Source organism: Nostoc sp. (assembly GCF_036919595.1).
GTDB lineage: Bacteria > Cyanobacteriota > Cyanobacteriia > Cyanobacteriales > Nostocaceae > Nostoc.
On sequence record NZ_JBALCO010000087.1, the window covers coordinates 1 to 4,070 of the forward strand.

Sequence of the window (4,070 nt, forward strand, 5' to 3'; positions counted from 1 at the left end):
TCCCGTAAATGAGGCACAAGACATCCATGCCTCTGACTCTACCATCAATGTGTATTTTCTCCGGTAACCTTTGCGAACCCCATGAACGGTTACCTAAATTATCAGTTGTATCTGTATCAGATCCACCTTCAGATTCCATTATTACTTTTGCGCCAACTATAGGAACTTGAGTCGCTTCATCAAAAACACTAACTTTTACACTACTTGAATTTAGTACTGTAGAAGATTTATTTTCAGCGCTTTCTTTATCTGAGGTATTCAGCCCTGGAACGTGAGTTGCAGCCCCATAGCCGATAGTCAACAAGAGAAATCCAGTCAGGGCGTACCAAATAGGTTTCGGTATATTACTCAGATCCATATAGTTGGCAGATGCAGATGTGTATTGATTAGCAAAGTTAAATTATAAACATACTTATACTACCGCATGGTAAGGATAGTTTATGGAGTCTTCATGAAACAAGCTCGTCTGTGAAAAACTGGTTAAGAATGTGGTTAAATTGAAAAATCACTAATCGTTTCATCTGACTATTACTGTTGAATATTTTGGCGAAACTCCCTAATTGCTTCCAAGGGAGACGATAACAAAAGACAACGATTGAGCAGGGATAAATCTAATTCTGGGAATAACTCGCTTTTAACAACTTTCTTATATTCTTGTTCTCGTAAGCAGTAAACTTCAAATGTGCCATCTTCCCAAAACCAAACTTCCGGGACTCCCATTAATTTGTACTTCTGTAACTTTATGGGGCTACCACTAGTAATGACTACTTCAATACAGAGGTCTGGTATCGGTTTGTCGTTTCCAAAGCAATAAGATAAGTCAGCTTGATATTCCACTATCTTGGGAATAACCTGGCTAAAACTCCCACTGGGGAAAAATTCAATACCCTGTTCCACGAAATACTGCCCCAAGAGCAAACCAATTAAACACTTAATCGCCTCATGAGGCTTACCAATACTCACAATTTCTAAAATTCCCTCACAATAAAACAGACGCACCCCTGGTACATTTTCAAAGCTGGCTTGAATCGCTTTGAACTGTTCCCAAGTTAATCCACGCCGGAAGAAGCGTTGTTCTTCTGGTAAGTTAACTGCATTTTCTAACGTTTGAGTCATAATATTGTTTACTCTCCCGGTTAGTAGTCACGAAATTTATCTCATTTCCATCTTAAGTCAAAACCAAATTATCTCGGTGAATCACAGTTTCTACACCGGCATAACCTAGAATTGTGGAAATTTCCCGTGAATGATGTCCACAAATCTTTTGCAGTTCATTGCTGTTGTAGTTCACAAGTCCTCTACCAATTTCGTTACCGTTGGTGTCACACAATTGCACCGCGTCTTGTGCATCAAACTCTCTTTCTACGGCTTTAATTCCAGCTGCTAATAACGATTTTCCTGCTAGAGAAATCGCAGCGATCGCACCTTCATCTAAATACAATTTACCCGCAGGTAGAAGACCGTAAGCTATCCAACGTTTACGCGCAGAAGTTGGTTCAGGTTGCGGTTCAAAATGCGTCCCAATAAGTTCACCTTGGATAATTTTTTCTATATTTCGGGGAAATCGCCCTTGGGTAATTACAGTCCGCACTCCAGCCGCAATGGCAATCCTCGCAGCCGAAATTTTTGTCACCATACCGCCAGTACCCCACTGAGAACCTTGGGAACTTGTTTGTATCTGTAATTGAGCCAATTCTTTAATGCTACTAACTAAAGCGATCGGTCGAGCATCTGGCACAGAACGCGGATCGGCTGAGTACAGCCTATCGACATCGGTGAGCAAAAATAGCCAATCTGCTTTTATTAGGCTGGCAACTAATGCCGAAAGGGTGTCATTGTCGCCAAATTTTAGTTCATCTATTGCTACGGTATCATTTTCATTGACTATAGGAATCACTCCAAGTCCCAGTAATTCCTTAAAAGTATTGTATACATTGAGATAGCGGCTGCGCTGTACCAAGTCATTCCGAGTCAGTAATACTTGAGCAATTGGCTGTTGTAAAGTAGTAAATAAATCATCGTATACCCGGATTAACCTGCCTTGGCCAACTGCTGCTACAGCCTGTTTTAGAGCGATCGCCTTGGGACGTTCGGTTAAGCCCAACCGCGCACATCCCACTCCCACAGCACCAGAAGAAACCAAAATTACTCGATGTCCCTGGCGTCTTAAATGACAGAGTGTTTCCGCCAAAGTGGCAATGGTAGAAAGTGCTAATTGTCCTGTTTCTGGTTGAGTTAGGCTAGAAGTGCCGATTTTGACAACAATTGTTAGTGACATCTTTACAATTTCAGATTTCAGATTTTAGATTTTAGATTTTAGATTAAACATCTTGCATAAGTTTTTTTAGACTTGCCCTAAGTCACACGCTACGCGAACAAACTGAAGCCTAAGGAAACAGCTTTTTAGGCTTTAAATCTACCCACAGAGAAGTCTATTTTAGATTCAATCCAAAATCTAAAATCCAAAATTGTAAAGCGCCAATCCCTCTATAGTGAAGGCTGACGCTTTACGGGTGTATATTTACTTAGTATGATTTAGGGTCTTTTTTTGCTGACCCCATGTTATTAATACTTATGATCCCCGATTTTTTGGTTCCAGTAAGATTCCTTAATCATTTCTTTAGATTTACTTTCCTGACAATTTCTCAACTTTTGTGAATCTTGGTTTTCTTGGGGGTAATAGAGGCTCCGAGAATTTCAGATATCCAAACTTCAAAGTTGCGGACGGGATGAGAACGGAACGCCGCATCTGCATGGACAATCGGTTCGACTAAAATGGTAAACATCCCCAAGCGATTACCTGCTAAAACATCGGTAAATAAGCGATCGCCTACCATCCCCACTTGATGCACTGGTAGATCCATTGCCCTAAGTGCTGCCCTAATTTTACGTCGGGAAGGCTTGGCTGCACCTAAGTAATAAGGTAGATTGAGCGATCGCGCAATTCCACCAATTCGCGCTTCACTGAGGTTGTTACTCACCAAGCACAATGCAGTACAGGCACGAATTTGCTCTACCCAGCGTTGTAGTTCTGGTGAAGCCACCCCTACATTAAAGGGTACTAAGGTTTCATCTACATCCAATACCAGCCCCTTCAGACCGTATTTTTGGATAATATCTGGTGTTAGGCTCAACACTGAAGCCTCTAAAATCAAGTCAGGCTGTAAAAGATTGTTCCAGATCATAGTCAACAGTCAAATGTAGATAGCTCAGACAAATGAGCATAACCCAATATAGTTTAGTTAATCGAACTCTATCCTGGAATATCTCCCTGAACACTTTGGGATAAAATCTCTAAAATCTTATCTATCTCTTTGATGTAATAATTACTCAAATCAATAAATATATCGTTTTCTTTTAACTTCAAAAACTTCCAAATATCCTTTGTTGTTACCGCACCGTAAATTTTTCTGATTTCATTTCCTTCTTGTTGATTAAACAATTGTGCTGCCAACATTGCGGCCGCACAATTGTTTAATCCACCTTTAATATTTTCATTTTTTGCTTCAATAATATCTACCACAGGCACATTAATTGTTAGTTGCCCTTCAGAACGACTGATGATAAACTTATAATAGCCATTCAGACCTTTTTATACATCTACATTAAAATCTGTTCTTGAAAAGAAACTAATTGGATAATTAGCCCTGCGTCTTACCTCCAACAATATCGAAGTGATAATCATTTATGAACGCGCTTTTTCAGTATTAATTGCTAAAGCCAGTTCTGTAGTTTCTTATAAGGAATTTATGAGTTTCTTGCTTGGCTGCAAAGGTTATATATCAGCACATAAATCAGTTTATTTATCAATACGGATGCTAAATGACTTTTTAAATTTACTTAATGTAAAGTCGCTATAAGCCATTTTCAGCACCTCATATCAATTTTTGATTTTGGGTCGCACCTTTGGTGCGCTTCCAGCGCAACTTGAATAATCGAATTCAAAATCCTTGCCAAAATGCTTTTTTCAGAATTTTAGTAACTGCCCAGGTAGGAATGTCAGGAATATTCCCATGAGGGAAGAAAGATGGTAGTGTTCAAGCATGAATCCAGAAGAAAAAGATCAAAAA

Annotated in this window: 5 protein-coding genes; all 5 read right to left on the reverse strand. The window is 39.5% G+C overall.

Annotated elements, in window-relative coordinates; all coding sequences use genetic code 11:
• The coding region (locus V7K21_RS12740; protein ID WP_335174710.1) for a hypothetical protein at positions 1-358 on the reverse strand (358 nt) is incomplete at its 3' end.
• A 170-nt stretch (positions 359-528) separates the two neighbouring features.
• On the reverse strand, positions 529-1,116 hold the full coding sequence (locus V7K21_RS12745) for a Uma2 family endonuclease (RefSeq protein ID WP_335174712.1): 588 nt from the start codon (positions 1,114-1,116) through the stop codon (positions 529-531).
• 52 nt (positions 1,117-1,168) lie between these two features.
• On the reverse strand, positions 1,169-2,278 hold the full coding sequence (proB, locus tag V7K21_RS12750; RefSeq protein WP_335174714.1) for a glutamate 5-kinase: 1,110 nt from the start codon (positions 2,276-2,278) through the stop codon (positions 1,169-1,171).
• Positions 2,279-2,645: 367 nt separating this feature from the next.
• Positions 2,646-3,185, reverse strand: a complete 540-nt coding sequence (locus V7K21_RS12755) for a YqeG family HAD IIIA-type phosphatase (RefSeq protein WP_335174716.1) — start codon at positions 3,183-3,185, stop codon at positions 2,646-2,648.
• Between the two features lie 68 nt (positions 3,186-3,253).
• The gene (locus V7K21_RS30695) at positions 3,254-3,529 is read right to left on the reverse strand and encodes a hypothetical protein (RefSeq protein ID WP_442948876.1); all 276 of its coding nucleotides are present in this window, start codon (positions 3,527-3,529) and stop codon (positions 3,254-3,256) included.
• Between the last annotated feature and the right edge of the window lie 541 nt (positions 3,530-4,070).